We start from the raw sequence: 21,213 nt of genomic DNA, 5'->3' as shown, positions 1-21,213 counted from the left end.
TAACAATTAATTGATGTTTTGGAAATAGGAGAGGTAGGAAATATGGGTATTTTTCGAGTGAAAAAGGATACAAATTATTCGGTTATACACAATACGCCTTTGCGTGATGAAAATTTAAGTTGGAGGGCAAAGGGGTTATTGGCTTACATGCTTTCTTTACCGGATGATTGGACATTTCATGCTACTGAATTAAGTCAACATGCCAAGGATAGTGAGAAAACAACAACAAGTACCCTAAAAGAGTTGAAAAAGGCAGGGTATTTGAAGAGATATCCAATCCAAAATTCAGAAACAGGGAAAATTTCACATTGGGAAACCATTGTTTATGAGTTACCAACCATAGATACCAAAAACCATAGGGTGGATAAACCACCTAGTGGTGAAACCACTGAGTGGAAAAGCCACCCTATGGATGAACCACATGATGGTGAAACCACCGAGTGGACGAACCACCCTATGGAAAAATGCCGACTACTAAATACTAATTCTTTACTAAGTACTAATAATATACAAAATACTAATTATTATCATGATGATAATAAAGAATCGAAATCACATGTATTAGTCGATGAAGAATTTAAAGTCAGTTATAACTTTTTAAAAGGTGAAGGAATTCCATTAAGTGAAATTGCCATTACGGAATTAGGAGAATTTTGTGATTCATTTGGTAGCGAATTAATTAAACATGCTGCTCACAAAGCTATTGATGAAAATAAGCCAAAATGGAATTACATTAAGGCCATTTTGAAAAGCTGGGAAAAGCAAAAAGTAAAAACATTAGATGATGTTGCTGCATTAGATAGACGCTTTGAAATGAGTAAGAATAAGCGATTGAATGGTTCGGGACCAGGTCGTTCAAATAGAAAAGAAATTGTTCCAGATTGGTTACGCGAAGATGTTGATCCAACTAAAAAAGAAATCGAAAAGCAAAACTCGCAATCTATTGATGAAGAGCGTGAGAGATTGCAAGAAGTGCTAAACAAATATAAATCATAGGAGCGATTTACATGCTAAATCCATTTGAAGATGTAATTGGAGAAGAGTGTTATCAATGCGAAAATCCTTTTCCTGAATCTGATATGAGTAAAATATATATTTCTGGTTTGGAAAGGACTTTATGCAAGCAGTGTAGAGAGCAGCTTGAACAGCAAGTAAAAGTGTTAGATTTTCGTGTCATTTATGATCTACTAAAGGAATTAATAAAAGGGTTCGGCCGCGAGAAAGTCCGTCAATTCGATTTAGTAACTGCAAAAAGATACGTGATTGATAACGAAGTAGTTCTAACGATTGAAAAACGAGGTGGCAAGTTCAATCAAGAACCATTAGGTGAATTTGTTTCCTTATCTACTGAAGAGTTAATTGTAGTCATCGAATTTTTAATGCGAAAAATGAATCCTAATCTATGGATGAATGCTGTGATAGGGAATGTGTTAGATCAACAAATGATTATTACGCTTTCACCAATAGAAGGTGAATCAAATGACTGAACAAATCACAATAGACCATGATTTTATTTATGAGCCACTCATAGATACATACATGGTGGACATTGTTACAGAGTCAGGATTCAAATTAGAATTTTGTGAAGCTGAAACAAAAGAAGAAGCAGGATTAAAAATCCGTGAAAAATATCGTAAGAATGATAGTTTTAAGATTCGTAGTATTGAAGTTTCGAATAGGTCGTTAAAAGAAATTCAAGAACTTAATTAACAATTGAATAGGAGAAGATATTCATGCGGGATCCATATGATTATTATATAACTCCAGAAGAATACGAAATAGCAGAAAAAAATGGTGTTTGCGCAAGTACGTTAAGGTCTAGAATTTATGATCTTTGTTGGAGTAAAGAGAGAGCGATTAATACACCACCTATTAAAAATCATCTTTGGCGTGAAGTGAAAGATATAGCATTAAGTAACGGCATCGCTAAAAATACATTCGAAAAGCGAATAAAACTAGGGTGGAATTTAAATCGGGCGATAACGCAAAGACCTATGAATTCAAAAGAAATAGCAAAAATGCGAGAACAAAAGAAAAAACGTGTTTTTACAAATGAACAAATCAAAAGAGCGAGATTAAATGGGATTGGTTATTCGAGGTTATGGGAGAGGGTAAAAAAATATAGATGGGATGTGGAACGAGCGATTAATACTCCAATCCTGTCAAAATCACAAGTAGGAATAATGGCAAAAGAGGCATCACCTTGGTCTAAGATGGTAATTCCATCAAGAGAAGAAAGAATGAAGCGCAGGAAGTTAACTTATATAGCAAATTAGTTTGAATTCATAAATCTTGAATTAAGGAGAGATAGGGAATGAATTTACAATTTGATGAAAAGAATGTAGCTGCTGGTCAATGGGTTGTATGCGAATTGAAGGATAACAAAGTTATTACACAAGTGAAACGAGTGATTAAAGATACATTTAACAATAAAGTGGAATTATGGGGATCGTGGGGATGTGAAGGAGCAATACATGGTGATTGGGGCTACAATCATGCGAATAAATGTAGATATGCCACAGTTGAGGAAATCAACGCAGAAAGTGTAAGACGTGTATTTGCTCAAAAAGGGCGTAAGCCGAACGAGTATCGCTCAGGTGATGTTGTAACGGATGATGTGTATGCATCTCGTGTTTTACATGTAATAGATGATAGAGCAACTGTACAAATTATGAACTCGCATCAAATATATGAGGTTGCAATAGATAATTTAGAAATGCTATTTTTCGCTGAAGATATGGTTGGATAAAGCAAGTGAATAAATAGTTTGCTCAATCTCAAATAAAGGATAAGGGGATACATTTAAAATGCGATATGCAAGAGGCACTCAATATGGTTTATATGCATGTAAGGGTAACAATAAAGATTACAAATGGTTTAAAAAAGCTAGGAAAGGTATGGGAAATATAACTATTAAAGAGAACAAAACGTTATGGCCATACAAAGAAAAAATTGATCCAACGTTTAAGTGGGACAGAATGATGGGAAGAGTTTGTTGGTCATTTGTGAATGGGGATACGGAAACTACCATGTTTGCACTCTTAAAATATACAAAAATACCACGCTGGATTGCTGTGAAGATAAAGAGAGAGGAGTGATGCAATGTTCTCGTTATTTGTAGGAATTATAGTGTTTATCATGATGTTGTCATTTTTATGGATTGTAGCAGGTAAATTAGGAGTTTTTGAGTGTATTGGAAATGTAGTATTAAAAATTAAAAACATATTCAAGGAGGAAAAATAAAATGAATACAAAGAAAATCGTAGGTGCAGCAGTAGTAGGATTCAGTCTTTTAACAGGTGGAATTTTAACTGCAATGAGCGTAAAGGTGATTGACCAGGGACATGCAGGTGTTGTTTATAACAGAAGTACAGGAATTGAAAAGGAGACTTTAGGACAAGGGTGGCACTTAGTTTCACCATTTAAACGTGTAACAGCTTATCCTATTTCAACAGAAACGGTAAAAGTGGATAAATTCAGCGTACAAACCAAAGATGGTAAGCCTTTAACAGTGAGTCTATCTTATGATTACATGAATGATGCAGAGAAACTTCCTAAGATTTATAACAAGTTCAAAGGACAAGCTCCAGATGTGATTGAGAACGGGTGGTTGCAGACTCGACTTAAGAAAGCTACATTAAACGTTTTTTCAAACTATTCAGTTCTTGAGGTATTCCAGCATCAAGGGGAAATTAATGGAGCGATAGAAAAGGAATTTAGAAAAATGGTAGATACTACTGGATTCTTAGTAGATTCCGTTACGTTAGAAGCACCTAAACCAGACGCAAATACAGCGAAAGCGATTCAAGGAGTAGTAGACGCTCAACAAAACCTTGAAAAAGCAGAGATTGAGAAAAAGCAAGCTACAATCAATGCAGAGAAAGCCATTGAGGAAGCAAGAGGAAAAGCTGAAGCAAATGAGATTATTAAGAAGTCTTTAACTCCAGAAATTGTAGAAATTAAAAAGATAGAAAAATGGGATGGTAAATTACCACAAGTGAGTGGAGAAGCTAATCCGTTGGTTCAAGTTAAGTAAATTATATTCCCAGGACTTTCTGAAATGAGAGAGTCCTGGAATGTTATTAAATTTGAATTTTATTAGAACAGGAGAATGAGAGATGAAAAGTATCGATAAAGGATATATGAGCTTTGCAAGTGGTTTTATTGTAGGACCAACAATGCCAGAACGTGAAGGAGGATTTCGTCAAATTAATTGGGAATTATTAAAAGTTTTCATTGAAAAAAATAAAGAAGCTTTTCAATCTGTTGAAGCTGGGCTTGCTGAAGATTGGGGATGCACATCGGGAGAAGTTTGGAATAGCGATGAAGGATATATTCCACAAAATGATACGTATGTTTATGCTTCAAGTAGATGGGCAACACCTGCTGTTTCTGTAACTTATAAAGATGGTCGTGAGGAAACTTTTGAAATGTGGAAACAAGGTGAGGATTCGGATAGCTATTTTGAAGGGATTTAAGAAGAAATCTTTATTTGAGTAGAAAGAGAGGGAGTATCATGGGTTACGCAAATAGAGGAATGTCATTTGAGCTTTTATTAAACAATACATGCCGTATGTATAAAGCGGCGAATGTAGGAGTATTTAATAAGCGCCCTACACCAATAAAAGTGATAAAGACAGATAAGAAAGGCAATATAACTAAAAGTGCATGGGAAAGTAAATCTACAGTAGATTATGACGGTGTGTACAAAGGAAGAGCTGTTTATTTTGAAGCGAAATCTACTGAAAAAACCACGAGCTTCCCGTTAGATAATATAAGTAGACATCAAATTGACTATTTAAAGGATACACAAGAACAGGGAGCAATTTGTTTCTTTTTAATAGAGTTCAGAACGGATCAGGTTATTTATTTTGTTCCTGTTTCTGTAGTAGCAGAATACTATGAAGCTATGCTTTATGACGGAGGAAGAAAGTCCATTCCAAGAGAGGAATTTGAGAAAAGAGCGTATATAGTACCACAAACTAATAGAGCACCTGTTGATTATTTATATCATGTAGATAAGTTAGGAATGGTTACTATATGAGTCCAAAAGAAGCGAGGATGGAAATACTAGGATTAACAGATAATCATTGCCGTCAGTGTGACAATAAATGTTCTCGTGATTTTGTGTATTGTTGGACAAAGTGTGAAGTAGGGAAGAGATTGAATGAAATAGGGGTTGTTTTGGGTGGTAAAGTTTTTGTTAAAACATCCATACAAAGAACAGAAGACGAATGGAATAAAATTTGTAAAGAAACCATGAAACTTAAAGAACATGGAATGAAATATATTGAAATTGCTAAAAAGTTTAATGTGAGTTACGGGCATTTAAGAAAACAGTTAAATAAACGTAACATGAAGAAATGAGTTTACATGGTGAAAGAGGAAGCAGGTGAGCCAACCCTTGTTTGAATGGTTTAAAGATTATAAAAAGTTGGAAGATGAAATCATTTATTTAGAAAATAAATTGCATAGGAGTAAAAGAGAATTAATGCGTTGGAGTGTTGGTGATTTATCAAAGTATAAGTTAACTGCTGATTCAGATGGTGCGAAAATAGAGGAACACATAGCGGCTATAGAATATGAACTAGCGAATAAGATGAACGATCAGTACGACCTCAAAATATTAATTAGTAAGTTTGAAGGGCTAGAAAATAAAATTCTATTTGGTAAGTATGTGCAGCGAAAAACATTAGAATCTATAGCTAGGGAATTAGGCTATAGTAGTAGTTATGTATATCAGAAGCATGCTGAAATTTCTAGAAGGATAAAGCTTGCTGAGGAACTTACACTTTTCTTACAGTAAGTTTTACATATGGTATCTATTGAAAAAATGAATTATAGTAATAGCATAGAATTTTACGTAAGAGCGACTGGTGCATGGTTGCTCTTTTCTATTTTTAATAGTAACTGTAAAATTTGAATGGGTTGGTTACCGAATAAAGCTTTATGGATGTCTGTTTGAATGAACTGGCGTTTATAGGGCGAGTAAATAATTACAAAGAGAACTTTCGAATCTAATTGTGATTATGCAGGAATACAAAATAATTAAACGGTCCATAAGGAGAGCTTTTGCTCTTCTTTGAGCTGATACGTGCCTATCTTATAGTGTCGGTTCAAAGAAGAATAAAAAATGAATATGAGTAACAAATAGCTTATATAAAAAAGAGGACGCTTATGGCGTCCTTTATGGTGTATTCTTTTTATCTTTAATGCCCAAATGCATTTCCAAACCTTCTACAAGGATCTCGGAAAAATTAACGCCTTTATGAGTTGCGTATTCTTCTAACCAAGAAGGAAGAGTTACATTTTTTCTTTTATAAGTTGTTTTGTCTTTATTTCTAAGTGGTGGCATCCAAACATCAATTAAAAAAGAATTTTCATCTTTATCTAATTCTAATTTATCAATTGGTGTCGGTTCGGGAATTGATTCATTATCCTTTTCCATACCATATAAGTGAAGTCCTAATGCTTCTCTACCTTCCTTTAAAGCATCTTCTTGTGTATCTGCATGAGAAACGCAACCAGGAAGGTCTGGAAAGTAAATACCGTAACCATCTGAAGACTTTTCAAGGATAGCGGGATAAACGTAATAGTCTTTTTTCATAATTTGTTTTTATAACGATTTCTTGTATAATTAGGGAAAGCAAGGGGTGGTTTATAACCAACCCGCTTGCTTATAGATTGAGCGAAGTGTACCTTTTGGAATATCCTTGCACGGATGTTTCACAGTCACTTTGCCAATCTTAGAAGGATGTTTGAACTGATGGTGGCTGCCTTCAATGTTCACTATAAACCATCCTTCTTTTTTTAACCTCTTAATTACTTCCCTACTAGAAATCGTTATTACCTCCTTTCAACTTTCTATACTTATTATAACACGCATTGTGATGCGTATCAATAAATAAAGGTGAATTTCTCTGTTTTTTTATATTTTTTTTATGAATATATCAGTATATCGAGCACCCGAATTGGGTGCTTTTTATTATGTGAAAATTACATAGGTGGTGGATATCGTGGACGTATACAAAAAGCGTATTGAATCCTTAGATGAACTACATAAAGTTATGGAAGCGCTGGATACATTAGGGAAAGAGTACATAGTGCAAAAGAAAATTGAGTATAAGACTGTACCAATTAATAAACACAAATATCCGGTTAATGTTTGGTTTATTGAAGAGGTTAATACATCTAAAGTTATTTCTGATGGTAATGAAATAGTGAAACTTATTTGTAATGATTGTGGAACATCGATTACAGGGAAAAGAATTTTATTAGAAGGAAAATGTTGTATTCATAACTTAAAACATAATACAACAATCGTTTTATTAGATAAGGAGTGAGTAAGATGAATGAAGGGAAAAAGTATTTTAATAAAGCTAAATGTTTAGTATGTGGTCATATGGATAAAGTTTATTATCCATCTAAAGAGGAGTATCGAGAAGTAACGGTTTGTCCAAAATGTAATGGTGCTTTTGTAGATGTGTGGGTGATTAATAATTATAAACGACAATCAAATGATACAAAAAAGAATATTCAAGGATTAACAATTGAACTGAATGTTGAAACAACGGAAGCATTAAAACAAATGAAGGAAGTAACTATAGCTGCTAATGAATGTGTGGCTGCATTGGAGAAGTTGGAGAGATTAACAAATAAATTTTCCGGTTTTCCTCAAACAAAGATTTCAGTTCATGCTGATACAATTGCACAACGTATTAATAGTGATACATCAAGCATCAGGATTTAAAGCATGATTAAACCAATAGTAATTATTGTAGGCGCTGCCGTGATCTTGGTGGTGTCTTGTTTGTCGTTAAGGAAAGATAAGCGCAAACGTGTTGCATTTGATAGAGAAGGAGTGAGGTAGATGCAATTAACTAAACTTGAGAAGATAGGTATTGTTAGCTCAATCCTCGTAGCGGTAGGTGAGGATGCACTTGCTAAACATATTGACTTACAACGATTAGAAGAAGAGTTCGGACCGATAGTAAACGGTGCAACAGAGAAAGAGTGTGGAGAAGCAACATTAAGTGTACTAAATAAAATGATTGCTAGTTTATTAGAAGATAAGGGGTGAGGATAATTGGACAGCGTTTTAAATGGTAAGATTGCTGCGCTTGGTCTTATGCTCATTGATAAGAAAGCATATATCAAATACCTTAAACCTCTTGAAAAAGCGCATAAAAAAGCTGGAATAGATGTTAAGTATTACAAGCTGTATGGCGGGAAACCTATGTTTTATTCCGTGGAATACCTGAAACAAACATCAATAAAAGAATTACTAGAAAGAGACAGATGGAGAAAGGATTTAAGTGTAAGGGGTGAGGATATATGCAATTAACTAAACTTGAGAAAGCAATTGCGATTAGTACGCTTATACATTCGGTTGGGATAGATGATATTGAAGAGTATGTAGATGTAGAGAAGTTGCCAACCTTAATTGAAGTAATAGAGGGATTTCATAACAATCTAACACCAGCAGTAAAGAAAGAAGCCGATATAAGTTTAATGAACAAACTAATAGACGATCTATTAAGAAGTAAAAGGGTACAAAAGATTGTACAGTTTAGATGTAAAGCATGTGGATATACGGAACAGTATAGTGAACGAATAGCAAAATCAAAGGATGGATTACGCTGTAAGTGGTGTGCAGATGGTGGTGTAATGTGTAATGAAGGAATACAAAACCAAACAGCAGAAGCGTAAGTTCTATGACAGTGGTGAGTGGAAGAGTATACGTGAGCAAGTAAAGAAGCGTGACAACTATGAGTGCCAGGAATGTAAGCGCAACGGTCGAGTGCAAACGGACACCAATGAATACAGTGAGAGTGCCAAGCGTAAGAAGATTCAACTCGTTGTCCATCATATAAAAGAACTCGAACATCATCCTGAGCTTGCATTAGATATAAACAATCTTGAAACAGTCTGTGTGGATTGCCATAACAAGGAGCATGGTAGGGTGTTTATTAAGAAGGTAAACAAATGGGAGAATGATGAGAAGTGGTGAGTATCTTAGAAGCATGGAAGCGAATTGAAAGTCATAATTATGAGATATCTAATCATGGTAGGATTAGAAACCGAAGAACTAAAAGGGTATTAAAACCAGAATTACATGATGGAAAGTACTTGAGAATTAAACTAAATAAAAGACATTACAAAGTCCACCGATTGGTTGGGCTTTATTTTATTTCTAATCCAGAAAACAAACCAGAGATAAACCATAAGGATGGGAACAAACTAAATAATCATGTGGAGAATTTAGAATGGGTAACAACTAAAGAGAATGTTAAACATGCTATTGATAATGGATTAAGACCAAGGTTAGATAGTCGTACAGTTATCAATATATATTATGACTTCTGGGTTGAACACATGAAGATGTATGAGGTTATGAAAAAATATAATATAACAAAGAATATTGCTTGTTCAATTAAATATAAAAACAATTACCAAGATATACTGTCAAAGGTAAAACTTCAATTAGTAATCTTAAACTAATACCCCCCCTTATTTATTTTCACCTTTTTATCGTCTAAGGGGCACCGGAGGAGGGGGTCGTTTTTCCAGATTTTTGAGCTCTATCACATAGGACCCCTACCCAGTATGAAAATATGATTGAATCGAGGTGATAGTATGGCGGACATTGATGAGCGTGAGGTGCTAGTTAACAAAGAAAAAAATCGTTTAAAAAGATTATTTAAAGACATCCCACCCAGTAAGTTAAAAGTGGTTGAGGGATTAATTATTCAAGCAGCAAGATTACGAATTTTATTAAATGAGATGTGGATAGATATATCTGAGAATGGTGATTATGAAATGTTCTCACAATCTGATAAAACAGATCCGTATGAAAGAGAACGACCTGTTGCCCGACTATATAATACCCGCGATCAATCATATCAAAGAGTCATTAAACAACTAACAGATTTGTTGCCAGAAGGAAGTAATAAAAAAGAAATTAAGAAGTATTCGGCAAGTGATTTAATATGATTGTTCATGAGTATGTAAGGGAATATATAGAACTATATGAAACGGGAACAGTAGTATTAAATAAAGAGCGTATCATGCTTATTAATTACTTAAAGCAAGATATATTAACCCGTAATGATTTACATTTCGATATAGATTTAATTCATAAATGTGTAACTTTCATAGAAAAGTGGCATTTTAAATTAAATTCCTTTCAAAAATTTTTAATAGCATTTGTGTTTTTGTTTGATGAATATGAGGATGTTTATTTTGATCAGCATTTCTGGATGATGGCAAGGGGTGCTGGTAAAAACGGATTAATTAGCGCATTGACACACTTCTTTATTAGTGAATTGCATGGTATTGAGCATTATAATGTATCAGTAGTTGCTAATACAGAAAGGCAAGCTAAGACTTCTTTTATAGATGTTTATGAAAAGAATAAAAAGCATGAGATATTAGACGAACTGTTTGTATCAACAAAACAATTAATTACGAATAAAGCGACTCGTTCGACTTTTGAATTTCATACATCGAATGCAGGAAGTAAGGACTCATTAAGAGATGGATGTGTTATTTATGATGAGATACATAGGTATGAAAATAGCGATGTTGTAGAGGTATTCTCTAGTGGTTTAGGTAAAGTTCCTAACTCTAGGGAATTTTTTATTACCACAGACGGATTTGTTCGTGAAGGTTATCTTGACAAAATGAAAGAGCGAGCTATGAATATCCTGAAAGGGAAAGAAAAAGAGGATAGATTATTTCCTTTTATTTGTAAGTTGGATAATCCTGAGGAAGTAGACAATCCCGATATGTGGGAAAAAGCAAACCCGATGTTTAGTAAGCCTATGAGTCAATATGCTAGAGGTTTGTTTAAAAAAGTTATGCGCCAGTATAAAAACCTTGAAAATGACCCATCTAACAGAGAAAACTTTATGACGAAAAGAATGAACTTACCAGAAGTGGATTTAACGAAGTCTGTAGCCCCATGGGAAGAAATCATGCGTACTGGTTTTGAAGAAGATGGAGTAAGCCTTCGAGAAATTCCAGATCTAAGGCATAAAATAGCTGTGGGCGGGCTCGATTTTGCTAGTATCAAAGATTTTGCGGCAGTAGGGCTACTATTTAAGTATGGTGAAGATTATATTTGGAAATCCCATTCCTTTGTAAGGAAAGGCTTTTTGGATAAAGTGAAATTAAAAGTACCTATTAAGGAATGGGAAGAAAAAGGATTGCTTACTATTTTAGATGAGCCGGTTATTAATATCTCTCACATTGTAGACTGGTTTGTAAAAATGCGAGAATTGTATGGGGTTAATACAATAGTAGCCGATACATTCCGTCTGGATCTGGTTAAAACAGCACTCGAGGCGGAAGGTTTCATATTATTATATATCCGTAATCCGAAAGCGATTCATTCACTTTTAGCTCCAAGGGTTGAAACACTATTTGCTAATAACCATATTATCTTTGGAGATAACCCTTTAATGCGTTGGTACACGAATAACGTTTACGTTCATATCAAAAAAGATGGAAACAAAGAGTATTTAAAAAAAGACGAATTCAAAAGGAAAACAGATGGATTCCAAGCCTTTATCCATGCATTATGGCAAGCGGATAAAATTCTTGTGGATGAATTCGACTTTATGTTAGACGGTATTAAATTCTAATAAAGGGGGTGATAATCATTGGATGGTTGGACGCAGTATTTAAAAGAAATAGTGAAGTAGGATTTATGTTTGATGTGGAAATGTTTATCGAAAAGGCAAATAGAGTCCATATGAAGCGACTAGCGATTGATACATGTATTTCTTTTTTAGGAAGAACAATAAGTCAGTCGGAATTCAGAGTGAAAAATGGAGAAGAATTTGAAAAGGATGAGCTTTATTACCGATTAAATATTAGACCAAATAAGAATATGACAGCTAGTACTTTTTGGGAGAGTTTCATTTACAAACTTATTTATGATAATGAAGCTTTGATTATCCAAGCGGATGATGGTGATCTACTTATTGCTGATGACTTTGAACATAACGAATATGCTGTGTTTGAAGATACTTTTACAAATGTCACTGTAAAAGATTATCAGTTTAAAAGAAGTTTTAAACAAAGTGAAGTCATTCATTTAAGATACAGGAATGATAAGTTATCACCTCTTATCGATGGTTTGTTTACTGATTATGGTGATTTATTCGGTAGGATATTAAGTTCTCAAAAACGTAAGAATCAAATTCGCGGAACAGTTGACATGGACATGCTTGCGGCAAAGAGTAAAGAACATCAAGCGAAGCTTCAAGAATTTATTGATAACATGTATAAAGCTATTGGTGAAAAAGATGTTGCTATTATTCCGCAACAACCAGGTTTTAAGTATGCTGAAACATCAGGCGGAGGGAATTCTGGTCAGAGTGTGGAGGAAATCAATAAAGTAACGAATGGTTTCTTAAATCAAGTAGCAATGGCTTTTGGTATTCCAACTGCTTTGATATATGGCGAAATGGCTGATGTTGAGAAGCAAACGAAAAATTATATGCTTTTCACAGTGAAACCTTTATTAAAAAAGCTTTCTGATGAAGCAAACGTTAAATTTTTTGAAGAAGAAGAGTATCTTTCAGGTCACAAAATTGAAGTTAAAGCTGTTTCTTATCAAAGTATATTTGATCTTGCGACAAGCATCGATAAACTCATTTCTTCAAGTGCATTTACAGGGAATGAGATTCGATTAGAAGTAGGATATGAAGTTTCTGGTGATCCTAACTTAAATACACATCATATTACAAAAAACTATACGAAACTAACTGAATCTGAAGGAGGTGAGAATACAAATGACGGTGAAAATTGACGTGAAAGGGCCAATTATTTCGAATGATGAAGCTTGGATTTATGATTGGTTCGAAATGGATGCGACAAGCCCAGGTAAGATTACAAAACAACTGGATAACGCAAATAGTGAGGATTTAATTGTATCAATCAATAGTCCTGGTGGTTATGTAGATGAGGGTTCAGAAATTTACACAGCATTAAAAAATTATCCTGGTCATGTGGAAGTTCAAATTGTTGGTTTAGCAGCAAGTGCAGCTTCTGTAATTGCGATGGCTGGTGATAAAGTTCGAATTTCTCCAACAGCAAAAATCATGATTCACAATGCTGCTAAGTGGCATGGTGGAGATCACCGTGACATGGAAAAGGCGGCTGAGATGTTGAAAATAACAGATCGAGCAATTGTGAATGCCTACGTCATTAAAAGTGGTAAATCAGAAGAGGAACTACTTAATATGATGGCTGAAGAAACTTGGATGGGTCCGCAACAAGCATTAGAAAACAATTTCGCGGATGAAATCATGTTTATGGAGAATCAGGTTAAAATGACAGCTTCAACGGCTACTGCTGCCATGCTTCCGCAGAAAGTAATCGATGGCTTTAGAAATGGAACCATGAACAAAGGCCAAGGAATTACAAAAGAAGATTTAAATGCAGCATTATCAGGATTAAAAAATGAAATCCTGAATGATTTACAAAACAATATAGAAGAACAACCAAAGGAGCCGAATCCTAAACCTGTAAAAAACAGTGGGATTAAAGGGCTCCTTTTAAAATTATAAAAAACGGGGGAAACACATAATGGTTATTAAATTTAATAAATCTGAAGCATTTAATAAGGCAAAAGCAAAATTGACGGATACTTTAACTAACGCGGAAAGTACAGAACAAGAACAAACGTCAGCGTTTGAAGGTTTCTTTGATGCATTACAAACAGATGTAGCAAATACAGTTCGTGAACAAGTAAATAACGATATGCTTGATCGTTCCATTTTACAGCAACGTGGTCAAAATGTTTTAACTTCAGCAGAAACAAAATTCTTCAATGCAGTTGTTAAAGAAGGTGGATTTACAGATGGCTCAATCCTTCCTGTAACGACGCAAGAGCGTGTGTTTGAAGATTTAGTTACGGAACATCCATTATTAGCTGAAATTGGTTTGCAAGATTTAGGAGCAGTTACGAAGTTTATTTATTCTGATGCAACGAAGGCGTATGTATGGGGCGAATTATTCGGGGAAATCCGTGGACAAATTGATGCCATCTTCAAACAAGAAAAAATTGGCCAACTTAAATTAACTGCATTTGCAGCAATTCCGAATGATATGAAGGAACTTGGACCGGAGTGGATTGAACGTTACGTTCGAACTGTTTTAGTAGAAACATATTCTGTCGGTCTAGAATTTGGTTTTATTAATGGCGGCGGATCCGTAGCACATCAACCAGTTGGTTTAATGAAAGATGTTAATCCAGAAACAGGCGCTGTTACTGATAAAAAATCTTCTGGCAAATTAACATTTGCTCCGTCTGATAAAGGGGAAATTGTAGCAGGCGAACTTTATGAAGTAGTAAAAGCTTTATCTGTTGATGCCAAAGGGAAATCCAGAAAAGTATTAAATAAAATTGTAATGGTAGTTAACCCGATTGATGCGATTGGCGTACAAGCACGTAATACAATCCAGACCGCAACAGGTCAATGGGTAATGGCATTGCCTTATAACATTAAACCTGTCGAATGTGAGGAAGTTCCTGTTGGTAAAGCATTATTCTTTGTAAAAGGACAATATATTGCTGCAATCGCAGGTGGATACAAGCTAAAAGAATTTGATCAAACATTAGCTTTCGAAGATGCTACTCTTTATACAATTAAACAATTTGCTAATGGGAAACCGAAAGATAATAAAGCGGCTCTTGTTTACGATTTAGAAATTTCATTTACACCACCTGCAGAAACAAAAAACTAAATAAAGGGTGAAGTAAATGAGAAACGCAACAATTTCAGATGAAATATTGCAAGAGTTCAAAGAAAGGATGCACTTAGGAGATGAGGAAGACGATAACCTAAAGCGTATCCTTTCTACGTCCAATAAGGCTTTATTAAGAGTTTGTGGCGATTATGATTTAAATAATAACGAGGAGTTCAAGGAATTAGTCTTTGAACGCTCTCGTTATGCCTATAACGATGCCTTAGAGTATTTTGACAAGAATTTTTTAAGTCAGATTAATAGTTTAGGTGTTGATAAAGCGTTAGAAGAAATTAAATTGGACGGTGATTAATATGCGTCCTTTTCAGTATAAAAAACCACTGAATACAGGTGATTTTAGAAATCGAATTAGCATTGAGCAACCTGTAGTAATAAAAGATGAATTAAACCAAGTAATCGAAACATCTTGGCCAGAATTTAAAAAAGCCTGGGCGATGATAAGAACAGTGAAAGGATCTGAGTACATTGAAGCTTCCGCTTCACAAGCTACACGAGTTTATCGATTCGTAATTCCATACACTTCTGGTATTACGGAAGAAATGCGAATTAATATGAAAGGTCGTATCTTTGATATTATCGAACCACCAATGAATGATGATGAAATGTATCAAACATGGACTATTATCGCAAAGGAGCATGTTTAATATGAACGATTTTGCGGGAGAGCTTGCTAGAGAATTACAAAGATATGCAAATGTTGTGGAAGAAGAATTAACAAATGCACAAGAAGATGTAGCTGATATCGCTGTAGATAAGTTAAGACAAAATAGTCCTAAAAAAACAGGTGGTTATCGAAAAGGCTGGCGCAAGAAAAAAGTTGATAAAGCTGTTGTTATCCATAATACAAAAGGACAATTAACGCATCTTTTAGAAAATGGTCATGCGAAAGCTGATGGTGGACGAGTACCAGAGAAAGTACATATTCGTCCAGTTGAAGAGTATGTAATTGATGAATTGCCAAAACGTATTGAAAGGGCAATTGAATCATGACAGTAACATTAGGAGAATTTATAAAAATTCTTGAAGCTACAGGTTATCCTGTGGCTTATTCGCATTTCACAGCAACACCTGGTAATCCAGTTCCGGAGCCGCCTTATATCTGTTTTCTTGTGGATGGTTCAGCAAATTTAATGGCTGATAACAAGGTCTATCACAAGATAAATGATGTAAATATCGAACTTTATACCACAAAAAAGGACTTGGTTGCAGAAGCCAAGCTGGAAAAGGTTCTAGACGATCATGAAATACCTTATGACTCGTATGGGATTTTTATTGAATCTGAGAAATTATTTCAAAAAACATATGAAACGAGGTTGTTGTAAATGAATGAAAACAAGGTAACATTCGGTTTGAAAAATGTACATTACGTGCCATTTGATATTAAAGATTTCTTAGTTACATTTGGGACGCCAATTCCATTACCTGGTGGAGTTGAACTAACATTTGAGCCACGCGGTGATTTAATTGAATTCTATGCAGATGACATGCTTTATTATGCGGCAAGTAATAATCAGGGTTACGATGGAACATTAAGTATTGCTACTATCCCAGAAAAATTTGCTATTGATGCACTCGGTGAAGAATTAGACGAAACGGATGGTGTATTAAATGAATTGGCTGATGCAAAAGGAAAACCATTCGCATTATTATTTGAGTTTGATGGTGATGTCAATGCAACTCGACATGTTATGTATAACTGTTCAGCAAGTCGTCCAACACTTGCATCTAAAACAAAAACAAGTTCGGCTGAACCAAATACAAATGAACTGAAGTTTGTTTCTAGTCCAATTGTTTTAGCACCAGGGGGAAGACCTATGGTTAAAACGAAAACGACTGCTAAAACAACGCAAGCAATTTATAACGACTGGTACAAAAAAGTATATGTAAAAACACCAGCAGCACCTAAAGGAGCGTAATAGTAAATGGAAAAGACAATTACAATAGACGGAAAACAAGTCCGATTAAAAAGTACAGCAGCTACTGTTAAACGATATAAAGCACAATTCAGACGTGATTTATTTGCTGATATGTTTAAGTTAGGGATTTTGTCCCCTTCAAATCCTCAAGAGGGTTCACTAGCCACTATTGATTTAGCAAATGCAGATTTAAGTAAGCTAGATTTTGAAGTTGTTTATGATTTAGTTTGGTTATACGCAAAAACAGCAAATCCAGAAATTGCTGAGCCAATTACATGGTTAGACGGTTTTGATGAATTCCCTATCTCAGAGATTATTCCGGAAATTATGGATATGATTCAAAGTACGATGGGCGCAAAAAAAAAATAAAGAAAAGTAATGGAGAGCAAGGGACGTTCAGTGATGAAGAATTAACCACTGATACGTTCCTTGCTCTTTGTTATAAAGCGAAATTAACGCATTGGGATTTGGAAGTCATGACAATTGGAGATTGTTTTGATTATATTGCAGAATTCGCTGAAATGGAGAATCCAGACAAAGAAAAAGTCAGAAAAGCAAACCAAAAAGACTTTGATTCATTCTAAGAAAGGGGTGAAAGAATGGCTGGAGGAAAAATCAAAGGGATTACGATTGAAATTGGTGGGAATACGCAGCCGTTACAAAACGCTTTAAAAGATGTAAATAAACAGAGTGATAGCTTAGCGACCGAACTGAAAGAGGTAGAGCGCCTTTTAAAATTTAATCCTGGTAATGTGGAAGCATTAGCCCAAAAACAACAGTTGCTTACACAACAAATTGAAAACACTACACAAAAGCTCGATAAATTAAAAGAAGCGGAGCAACAGGTTCAAGCGCAATTCCAAAATGGAAAGATATCGGAAGAACAATATCGTGCGTTTAGACGTGAAATTGAATTTACACAAGGGTCACTTGATGGTTTGAAAAATAAGCTTGGTAATATGAAAGCTGAACAAGAAAATGTGGCAAGTTCAACAAGACAATTAGAAACGTTGTTTAGCGCTACAGGCAAAAGCGTGGATGATTTTGCAGGCGCATTAGGTAATCGTCTTGTAAATGCAATTAAAAGTGGATCGGCTACAAGTCGACAGTTAGAACAAGCAATTGGTCTTATTGGTCGTGAAGCTTTAGGAACGGAAGCTGATATTGAAAAGTTACAACGTGCGCTACGATCTGTGGATGCTGGGAATTCAATTCAGCAAGTACGAAATGAACTGAGAGATTTACAACAAGAAGCTGGGAGAACTGAGAAAAAGTTTGAAGGATTAAAAATAGGATTGGAAAATGTCATTGGTGGTATGGCAGCTGGTGGCGGTATTGCTAGTGCAGTCGAAAAAGCAATGGATATGTCAAAATTGAAAACTAAGATTGATATCACTTTTGATGTTCCAGAGTCTTCGAAAAAATCAGTGGAAGAAGCTATTAGGGGCGTTAGTACTTATGGTATTGACGCTGAAGAAGCATTAGAAGGTGTTCGCCGACAATGGGCATTAAATAAGGATGCTTCTGATGAAACAAATGCCGCTGTAGTTAAAGGGGCAGCGACTATTGCAGCATCCTATGCTGGAATTGATTTTAATGAACTTATACAAGAAACCAATGAGATTGGTGCAACGTTAGGTATTACTAACGAGGAAGCATTGGGGTTAGTTAATACGTTATTAAAAACAGGTTTTCCACCCGAACAATTAGATATTATCGCAGAATATGGGGATCAGATGATTCAAGCTGGATTTTCGGCTAAAGAAGTCCAAGGAATCATGTCAGCAGGAGTAGATACTAAAAGTTGGAATATCGATAACCTATTGGATAAATGATTGTCCCTATGAGTGGCGACATTCATAGAAAACTCCTTTAATTCAGTGGAACTCTCAAAAGAGACAATACTGAGCGAAGCCTTTAACAAAGGAACGTGCAACGACTAGCTGAAAAGCGTAGGGTGTAAGCTGATGATATCCGAAATGGGGAGCATCTTATATAAAAGATGATGATATAGTCTGGTCTGTATAGTGATGTACAGAAGTTCATAAGAGAACTGGCAGGATGTTGCGAATCCTGTTGAACATATCGGGTGTAAAAGAAGGTCGTATTAAAATGGCCGAATTTGGTGCGGGTGTAGATAAATCTATGCAAGAGGTTTTAGATAAAACAAAAATCTCGGCGGATCAGTTTGAAAAATGGGGTCAGGCAATTGCTGGCGGTGGTGAAAATGGACAAAAGGCTATGCTTGAAGCAACTAAGGCTTTAGCTGGTGTTGAAAATGCTACAGACAGAAATGCACTTGGCACGAAGATGTTCGGTACTCTTTGGGAAGACCAAGGGAAGAAAATTATCGATACCATTTTGAAAGCGGAAGGTAAACAAGTCGATTTAAAAAAAGGAGTAGAGGACTTACAGGGTGCTACTTCTAAAATAGATGCATCTCCAGCGGTTAAATTTCAACAAGCAATGCAAGATTTACAAGTTGCTCTTCAGCCTGTTCTTGCCGTTATAGCAGATCTTGTTTCTAAATTCGCTGAATGGATTTCTAATAATCCTGAATTAGCAGCAACGTTAACAGCGATTGCAGTTGCTATTGGTGTAATTGCAGGAGCATTCATGGCTTTAGCACCAATAGTTGCTGTTATAACAAGTATAGGATGGGCGATGACAGGGTTGGTTGCTATTATTCCGATAATAGTAGCACTTGTTGTCGCTCTAGGTGTTGCAATTTATAAAAATTGGGATGATATCAAACAATGGACCATTGATGCTTGGAATGCAATAGGAGAGTTCTTAGTAGGAATATGGGATGGAATTGTACAATGGGCAAGTGAAACGTGGAATAGCATTAGTGAATCTACATCGGAAGTTTGGAATTCGATTAAGGAATACTTAATAGAGTTATGGAATGGGATAGTTGAGTCTTTATCTGAAATATGGAATTCTATTGTTGAAACGACTACAGAAATATGGAATTCAATTGTGGAGTATTTGACTGGGATTTGGGATGGAGTAGTTGAAACATTATCGGAAGTTTGGAATGGTATCAGTCAAACTACTTCTGAAGTGTGGACAGCGATTAGTGAGTTTTTCATTAACACTTGGAATGGACTAGTTGCCTTTCTAACTCCTATTTTACAAGGAATTGCTGATTTCTTCTCTATGATTTGGAATGGCATTTCCACAGTGATTCAAACTGTATGGGGTTTTATTACTCAATACTTACAAGCAATTTGGACGGCTATTTTATACTTTGCTACGCCAATATTTGAAAGTATCAAGAATTTCATTTCTGAATGTTGGAATACCATTAGTTCTACTACAAGTCTTGTATGGGAAACAATTAAGAATTTCTTAGTTTCCTGTTGGAATGGGCTTGTAGCGTTTGTTATGCCGATTTTTGAACAAATCAAGTCCTGGATCATTGCTGTGTGGGATACAATCAGTTCAGCAACAATGTCTGTATGGAATGCTGTTAAGAGTTTCTTACAATCATGCTGGAACGGGTTAGTAGCTTTTGTAACGCCAATATTCACCTCAATAAAAGATTGGATTGTGAATACATGGAATACGATTAGTTCCACAACAAGTGCAGTATGGAATACGATTAAAAGCTATCTATCTAGCTTATGGAACGCAATTGTTTCCACAGCGAGTTCTGTATTCAATAGCATCAAAGAAGCCATTTCAACGGTTTGGAACATGATTAGTAGCACAAGTAGTAACGTATGGAATGGTATTAAATCAACCCTCTCAAACATTTGGGAAGGTATCAAGTCAACCGCATCTTCTGTCTGGAATGGATTGAAAGAAGCCATTATGACGCCTGTTCGTTGGGTAACAGATGCGGTTAGTGGGGCATTTGAAGGCATGAAATCAGCAGTATTAGGCGTATGGGATGGTATTAAAAGTGGTATTCGTACAGCTATCAATGGAATTATTCGTATCATAAATAAATTTATAGATGGCTTTAATACACCAGCAGAATTATTAAACAATATACCAGGAGTTAGCGCTCCAACTATTCCACATGTACCAATGCTTGCGAAAGGCGGAAAACCTGTAGGAGATGGCTCATTTATTACTGGAGAAAAAGGACCCGAACTGTTTACTAAAAGAGGGAATTCTATCACAGTTACACCGTTATCTTCAAAAGAAAGATCCCTCGGTATCACTGGAACTATGAATCAACTAATGAGTGATATGAGCCGGATGATGGCTAGTTCAATGAGTCAATTATCAGGGTTAAAGAGTGTTATGAGTGGTGTGTATGGGAATATGTCAAATAGTAGACAAGCTATGGCAGCTAGTGTTGCGAATCCAGTGATTAATTATTCTTCAGGATCATCTGGCGGTGGAGTCATTCCAATGCTTGGTGGAGATTTAGTTATTGAAGTACCTGTTAATTTAGAAGGAAGAGACGTGGCACGCGGTACTTATCGCTATACAACCGAGTATCAAGAAAGAGAAGCAAAAAGAAACTCAGACTTTTAGGTTTGGGTTTCTTTTATTTTATAAA

Annotated in this window: 34 protein-coding genes; 32 read left to right on the top strand and 2 right to left on the bottom strand. The window is 35.4% G+C overall.

Annotation, left to right across the window (positions count from 1 at the left end; all coding sequences use genetic code 11):
• Nucleotides 1-42 precede the first annotated feature (42 nt).
• From JFU02_RS17290 to JFU02_RS17235, 12 genes are all read left to right on the top strand, one after another.
• Entirely contained in the window at nucleotides 43-996 is a 954-nt protein-coding gene (locus tag JFU02_RS17290) for a DnaD domain protein (protein WP_042596611.1), read from the top strand.
• A gap of 11 nt (nucleotides 997-1,007) precedes the next feature.
• On the top strand, nucleotides 1,008-1,487 hold the full coding sequence (locus JFU02_RS17285) for a hypothetical protein (protein WP_042596609.1): 480 nt from the start codon (nucleotides 1,008-1,010) through the stop codon (nucleotides 1,485-1,487).
• Entirely contained in the window at nucleotides 1,480-1,710 is a 231-nt protein-coding gene (locus JFU02_RS17280; RefSeq protein WP_042596607.1) for a hypothetical protein, read from the top strand. The genes JFU02_RS17285 and JFU02_RS17280 overlap by 8 nt, the downstream gene beginning before the upstream one ends.
• 23 nt (nucleotides 1,711-1,733) lie before the next feature.
• Nucleotides 1,734-2,276 (top strand): hypothetical protein, encoded by a 543-nt coding sequence (locus JFU02_RS17275; RefSeq protein WP_098221818.1) that lies wholly within the window; start codon nucleotides 1,734-1,736, stop codon nucleotides 2,274-2,276.
• A gap of 38 nt (nucleotides 2,277-2,314) precedes the next feature.
• Nucleotides 2,315-2,749 (top strand): hypothetical protein, encoded by a 435-nt coding sequence (locus JFU02_RS17270; RefSeq protein WP_042596604.1) that lies wholly within the window; start codon nucleotides 2,315-2,317, stop codon nucleotides 2,747-2,749.
• A 58-nt stretch (nucleotides 2,750-2,807) separates the two neighbouring features.
• Entirely contained in the window at nucleotides 2,808-3,098 is a 291-nt protein-coding gene (locus JFU02_RS17265; protein WP_042596602.1) for a hypothetical protein, read from the top strand.
• Between the two features lie 4 nt (nucleotides 3,099-3,102).
• The gene (locus JFU02_RS17260; protein ID WP_170951649.1) at nucleotides 3,103-3,243 is read left to right on the top strand and encodes a hypothetical protein; all 141 of its coding nucleotides are present in this window, start codon (nucleotides 3,103-3,105) and stop codon (nucleotides 3,241-3,243) included.
• 1 nt (nucleotide 3,244) lies between these two features.
• Nucleotides 3,245-4,036 (top strand): prohibitin family protein, encoded by a 792-nt coding sequence (locus tag JFU02_RS17255; RefSeq protein ID WP_001093039.1) that lies wholly within the window; start codon nucleotides 3,245-3,247, stop codon nucleotides 4,034-4,036.
• Between the two features lie 82 nt (nucleotides 4,037-4,118).
• A complete protein-coding gene (locus tag JFU02_RS17250; protein ID WP_042596600.1) occupies nucleotides 4,119-4,478 on the top strand; it encodes a hypothetical protein in 360 nt (119 codons plus the stop codon).
• A 38-nt stretch (nucleotides 4,479-4,516) separates the two neighbouring features.
• Nucleotides 4,517-5,044 carry a Holliday junction resolvase RecU gene (recU, locus tag JFU02_RS17245; protein WP_201071339.1) on the top strand — a complete coding sequence of 176 codons (528 nt, stop codon included), beginning with the start codon at nucleotides 4,517-4,519 and terminating at the stop codon, nucleotides 5,042-5,044.
• Nucleotides 5,041-5,367 carry a hypothetical protein gene (locus JFU02_RS17240; RefSeq protein ID WP_201071336.1) on the top strand — a complete coding sequence of 109 codons (327 nt, stop codon included), beginning with the start codon at nucleotides 5,041-5,043 and terminating at the stop codon, nucleotides 5,365-5,367. The genes recU and JFU02_RS17240 overlap by 4 nt, the downstream gene beginning before the upstream one ends.
• 37 nt (nucleotides 5,368-5,404) lie before the next feature.
• Nucleotides 5,405-5,806 carry a hypothetical protein gene (locus JFU02_RS17235; RefSeq protein ID WP_003308641.1) on the top strand — a complete coding sequence of 134 codons (402 nt, stop codon included), beginning with the start codon at nucleotides 5,405-5,407 and terminating at the stop codon, nucleotides 5,804-5,806.
• 381 nt (nucleotides 5,807-6,187) lie between these two features.
• On the opposite strand, the gene JFU02_RS17230 is transcribed toward JFU02_RS17235, so the two are convergent.
• Together JFU02_RS17230 and JFU02_RS17225 are read right to left on the bottom strand one after the other, a co-directional pair.
• Complete coding sequence (locus tag JFU02_RS17230) at nucleotides 6,188-6,607, bottom strand: type II toxin-antitoxin system HicB family antitoxin (RefSeq protein ID WP_000711194.1); 420 nt, start codon at nucleotides 6,605-6,607, stop codon at nucleotides 6,188-6,190.
• Nucleotides 6,608-6,658: 51 nt separating this feature from the next.
• Entirely contained in the window at nucleotides 6,659-6,823 is a 165-nt protein-coding gene (locus JFU02_RS17225) for a type II toxin-antitoxin system HicA family toxin (RefSeq protein WP_087971381.1), read from the bottom strand.
• Nucleotides 6,824-7,016: 193 nt separating this feature from the next.
• Between JFU02_RS17225 and JFU02_RS17220 the strand changes: the two genes are divergently transcribed.
• From JFU02_RS17220 to JFU02_RS17125, 20 genes are all read left to right on the top strand, one after another.
• Complete coding sequence (locus JFU02_RS17220; RefSeq protein ID WP_201071333.1) at nucleotides 7,017-7,343, top strand: hypothetical protein; 327 nt, start codon at nucleotides 7,017-7,019, stop codon at nucleotides 7,341-7,343.
• Nucleotides 7,344-7,348: 5 nt separating this feature from the next.
• Nucleotides 7,349-7,750, top strand: coding sequence for a hypothetical protein (locus JFU02_RS17215; protein ID WP_201071330.1), 402 nt, complete (start codon nucleotides 7,349-7,351; stop codon nucleotides 7,748-7,750).
• A gap of 120 nt (nucleotides 7,751-7,870) precedes the next feature.
• Nucleotides 7,871-8,080 carry a hypothetical protein gene (locus tag JFU02_RS17210; protein WP_016099128.1) on the top strand — a complete coding sequence of 70 codons (210 nt, stop codon included), beginning with the start codon at nucleotides 7,871-7,873 and terminating at the stop codon, nucleotides 8,078-8,080.
• Between the two features lie 6 nt (nucleotides 8,081-8,086).
• Nucleotides 8,087-8,344 (top strand): hypothetical protein, encoded by a 258-nt coding sequence (locus JFU02_RS17205; RefSeq protein WP_015670516.1) that lies wholly within the window; start codon nucleotides 8,087-8,089, stop codon nucleotides 8,342-8,344.
• Complete coding sequence (locus JFU02_RS17200; RefSeq protein WP_201071327.1) at nucleotides 8,335-8,709, top strand: hypothetical protein; 375 nt, start codon at nucleotides 8,335-8,337, stop codon at nucleotides 8,707-8,709. The genes JFU02_RS17205 and JFU02_RS17200 overlap by 10 nt, the downstream gene beginning before the upstream one ends.
• Nucleotides 8,675-9,010 (top strand): HNH endonuclease, encoded by a 336-nt coding sequence (locus JFU02_RS17195; protein ID WP_079246094.1) that lies wholly within the window; start codon nucleotides 8,675-8,677, stop codon nucleotides 9,008-9,010. The genes JFU02_RS17200 and JFU02_RS17195 overlap by 35 nt, the downstream gene beginning before the upstream one ends.
• Nucleotides 9,004-9,501: an HNH endonuclease gene (locus JFU02_RS17190; protein ID WP_201071324.1), complete on the top strand. Its 498-nt coding sequence runs from the start codon at nucleotides 9,004-9,006 to the stop codon at nucleotides 9,499-9,501. The genes JFU02_RS17195 and JFU02_RS17190 overlap by 7 nt, the downstream gene beginning before the upstream one ends.
• 135 nt (nucleotides 9,502-9,636) lie before the next feature.
• Complete coding sequence (locus JFU02_RS17185) at nucleotides 9,637-9,993, top strand: hypothetical protein (protein WP_201071321.1); 357 nt, start codon at nucleotides 9,637-9,639, stop codon at nucleotides 9,991-9,993.
• Nucleotides 9,990-11,645 carry a terminase TerL endonuclease subunit gene (locus JFU02_RS17180; RefSeq protein WP_201071318.1) on the top strand — a complete coding sequence of 552 codons (1,656 nt, stop codon included), beginning with the start codon at nucleotides 9,990-9,992 and terminating at the stop codon, nucleotides 11,643-11,645. Before JFU02_RS17185 ends, JFU02_RS17180 begins: the two co-directional genes overlap by 4 nt.
• A gap of 8 nt (nucleotides 11,646-11,653) precedes the next feature.
• Nucleotides 11,654-12,817, top strand: a complete 1,164-nt coding sequence (locus tag JFU02_RS17175) for a phage portal protein (RefSeq protein ID WP_481748754.1) — start codon at nucleotides 11,654-11,656, stop codon at nucleotides 12,815-12,817.
• Nucleotides 12,801-13,577: a head maturation protease, ClpP-related gene (locus JFU02_RS17170; protein ID WP_021727808.1), complete on the top strand. Its 777-nt coding sequence runs from the start codon at nucleotides 12,801-12,803 to the stop codon at nucleotides 13,575-13,577. The genes JFU02_RS17175 and JFU02_RS17170 overlap by 17 nt, the downstream gene beginning before the upstream one ends.
• Before the next feature lie 19 nt (nucleotides 13,578-13,596).
• Nucleotides 13,597-14,757, top strand: coding sequence for a phage major capsid protein (locus tag JFU02_RS17165; protein WP_201071315.1), 1,161 nt, complete (start codon nucleotides 13,597-13,599; stop codon nucleotides 14,755-14,757).
• Between the two features lie 16 nt (nucleotides 14,758-14,773).
• Nucleotides 14,774-15,070: a hypothetical protein gene (locus JFU02_RS17160; protein WP_001243201.1), complete on the top strand. Its 297-nt coding sequence runs from the start codon at nucleotides 14,774-14,776 to the stop codon at nucleotides 15,068-15,070.
• Nucleotide 15,071: 1 nt separating this feature from the next.
• Nucleotides 15,072-15,422, top strand: coding sequence for a phage head closure protein (locus tag JFU02_RS17155; protein WP_201071312.1), 351 nt, complete (start codon nucleotides 15,072-15,074; stop codon nucleotides 15,420-15,422).
• Nucleotide 15,423: 1 nt separating this feature from the next.
• Complete coding sequence (locus JFU02_RS17150; RefSeq protein WP_000997538.1) at nucleotides 15,424-15,768, top strand: HK97 gp10 family phage protein; 345 nt, start codon at nucleotides 15,424-15,426, stop codon at nucleotides 15,766-15,768.
• Nucleotides 15,765-16,100 carry a hypothetical protein gene (locus JFU02_RS17145; protein ID WP_000219079.1) on the top strand — a complete coding sequence of 112 codons (336 nt, stop codon included), beginning with the start codon at nucleotides 15,765-15,767 and terminating at the stop codon, nucleotides 16,098-16,100. The genes JFU02_RS17150 and JFU02_RS17145 overlap by 4 nt, the downstream gene beginning before the upstream one ends.
• Nucleotides 16,101-16,694 (top strand): major tail protein, encoded by a 594-nt coding sequence (locus JFU02_RS17140; protein ID WP_063674928.1) that lies wholly within the window; start codon nucleotides 16,101-16,103, stop codon nucleotides 16,692-16,694.
• A gap of 6 nt (nucleotides 16,695-16,700) precedes the next feature.
• Complete coding sequence (locus JFU02_RS17135; RefSeq protein ID WP_000415930.1) at nucleotides 16,701-17,063, top strand: hypothetical protein; 363 nt, start codon at nucleotides 16,701-16,703, stop codon at nucleotides 17,061-17,063.
• Nucleotides 17,064-17,293: 230 nt separating this feature from the next.
• Nucleotides 17,294-18,529, top strand: coding sequence for a hypothetical protein (locus JFU02_RS17130; RefSeq protein ID WP_000897022.1), 1,236 nt, complete (start codon nucleotides 17,294-17,296; stop codon nucleotides 18,527-18,529).
• 277 nt (nucleotides 18,530-18,806) lie between these two features.
• Nucleotides 18,807-21,188, top strand: a complete 2,382-nt coding sequence (locus tag JFU02_RS17125) for a phage tail protein (RefSeq protein ID WP_201072150.1) — start codon at nucleotides 18,807-18,809, stop codon at nucleotides 21,186-21,188.
• Nucleotides 21,189-21,213: the final 25 nt, after the last annotated feature.

It is taken from the genome of Bacillus sp. TH13 (genome assembly GCF_016651175.1).
GTDB classification, from domain to species: Bacteria; Bacillota; Bacilli; order Bacillales; family Bacillaceae_G; genus Bacillus_A; species Bacillus_A thuringiensis_S.
The sequence above is the reverse complement of the archived record's forward strand: the minus strand, read 5'-3'. Positions and strand labels throughout refer to the sequence as shown.

Coding starts and splice junctions, on each gene's coding strand:
- JFU02_RS17240 (WP_201071336.1), top strand. CDS start 5,041: ATGAGTCCAAAAGAAGCGAGGATGGAAATACTAGGATTAACAGATAAT.
- JFU02_RS17130 (WP_000897022.1), top strand. CDS start 17,294: ATGGCTGGAGGAAAAATCAAAGGGATTACGATTGAAATTGGTGGGAAT.
- JFU02_RS17150 (WP_000997538.1), top strand. CDS start 15,424: ATGAACGATTTTGCGGGAGAGCTTGCTAGAGAATTACAAAGATATGCA.
- JFU02_RS17215 (WP_201071330.1), top strand. CDS start 7,349: ATGAATGAAGGGAAAAAGTATTTTAATAAAGCTAAATGTTTAGTATGT.
- JFU02_RS17290 (WP_042596611.1), top strand. CDS start 43: ATGGGTATTTTTCGAGTGAAAAAGGATACAAATTATTCGGTTATACAC.
- JFU02_RS17155 (WP_201071312.1), top strand. CDS start 15,072: ATGCGTCCTTTTCAGTATAAAAAACCACTGAATACAGGTGATTTTAGA.
- recU (WP_201071339.1), top strand. CDS start 4,517: ATGGGTTACGCAAATAGAGGAATGTCATTTGAGCTTTTATTAAACAAT.
- JFU02_RS17170 (WP_021727808.1), top strand. CDS start 12,801: ATGACGGTGAAAATTGACGTGAAAGGGCCAATTATTTCGAATGATGAA.
- JFU02_RS17145 (WP_000219079.1), top strand. CDS start 15,765: ATGACAGTAACATTAGGAGAATTTATAAAAATTCTTGAAGCTACAGGT.
- JFU02_RS17255 (WP_001093039.1), top strand. CDS start 3,245: ATGAATACAAAGAAAATCGTAGGTGCAGCAGTAGTAGGATTCAGTCTT.
- JFU02_RS17195 (WP_079246094.1), top strand. CDS start 8,675: ATGAAGGAATACAAAACCAAACAGCAGAAGCGTAAGTTCTATGACAGT.
- JFU02_RS17260 (WP_170951649.1), top strand. CDS start 3,103: ATGTTCTCGTTATTTGTAGGAATTATAGTGTTTATCATGATGTTGTCA.
- JFU02_RS17125 (WP_201072150.1), top strand. CDS start 18,807: ATGGCCGAATTTGGTGCGGGTGTAGATAAATCTATGCAAGAGGTTTTA.
- JFU02_RS17160 (WP_001243201.1), top strand. CDS start 14,774: ATGAGAAACGCAACAATTTCAGATGAAATATTGCAAGAGTTCAAAGAA.
- JFU02_RS17210 (WP_016099128.1), top strand. CDS start 7,871: ATGCAATTAACTAAACTTGAGAAGATAGGTATTGTTAGCTCAATCCTC.
- JFU02_RS17275 (WP_098221818.1), top strand. CDS start 1,734: ATGCGGGATCCATATGATTATTATATAACTCCAGAAGAATACGAAATA.
- JFU02_RS17165 (WP_201071315.1), top strand. CDS start 13,597: ATGGTTATTAAATTTAATAAATCTGAAGCATTTAATAAGGCAAAAGCA.
- JFU02_RS17230 (WP_000711194.1), bottom strand. CDS start 6,607: ATGAAAAAAGACTATTACGTTTATCCCGCTATCCTTGAAAAGTCTTCA.
- JFU02_RS17180 (WP_201071318.1), top strand. CDS start 9,990: ATGATTGTTCATGAGTATGTAAGGGAATATATAGAACTATATGAAACG.
- JFU02_RS17285 (WP_042596609.1), top strand. CDS start 1,008: ATGCTAAATCCATTTGAAGATGTAATTGGAGAAGAGTGTTATCAATGC.
- JFU02_RS17135 (WP_000415930.1), top strand. CDS start 16,701: ATGGAAAAGACAATTACAATAGACGGAAAACAAGTCCGATTAAAAAGT.
- JFU02_RS17280 (WP_042596607.1), top strand. CDS start 1,480: ATGACTGAACAAATCACAATAGACCATGATTTTATTTATGAGCCACTC.
- JFU02_RS17185 (WP_201071321.1), top strand. CDS start 9,637: ATGGCGGACATTGATGAGCGTGAGGTGCTAGTTAACAAAGAAAAAAAT.
- JFU02_RS17140 (WP_063674928.1), top strand. CDS start 16,101: ATGAATGAAAACAAGGTAACATTCGGTTTGAAAAATGTACATTACGTG.
- JFU02_RS17250 (WP_042596600.1), top strand. CDS start 4,119: ATGAAAAGTATCGATAAAGGATATATGAGCTTTGCAAGTGGTTTTATT.
- JFU02_RS17265 (WP_042596602.1), top strand. CDS start 2,808: ATGCGATATGCAAGAGGCACTCAATATGGTTTATATGCATGTAAGGGT.
- JFU02_RS17200 (WP_201071327.1), top strand. CDS start 8,335: ATGCAATTAACTAAACTTGAGAAAGCAATTGCGATTAGTACGCTTATA.
- JFU02_RS17270 (WP_042596604.1), top strand. CDS start 2,315: ATGAATTTACAATTTGATGAAAAGAATGTAGCTGCTGGTCAATGGGTT.